General features: G+C 66.5%; 1 pseudogene. It reads left to right on the forward strand.

The features are described 5' to 3' along the window. A pseudogene (locus AB4Y44_RS43010) lies at positions 1-236 on the forward strand (adhesin); the annotation flags it as partial.

Genomic DNA, 236 nt, shown 5'->3' on the forward strand with positions numbered 1-236 from the left:
TGACGTGAGCGATATTGCTGGCGACATCACGACCATCAACGGCCAGCTCGCTGACGCGGTGATGTACGACACGTCGACGCACGATTCGGTGACGCTGGGCGGCACGGATGCGACCACGCCGGTGGCGTTGCACAACGTGGCGGCGGGCGCAGTCTCGGCGACGAGCTTCGACGCGGTGAACGGCTCGCAGCTGTACAACCTGGCCAGCTCGACGGCGGATTCGTTCGGCGGCGGCT

It is taken from the genome of Paraburkholderia sp. BR10937 (assembly GCF_040965695.1).
Classification (GTDB): Bacteria; Pseudomonadota; Gammaproteobacteria; order Burkholderiales; family Burkholderiaceae; genus Paraburkholderia.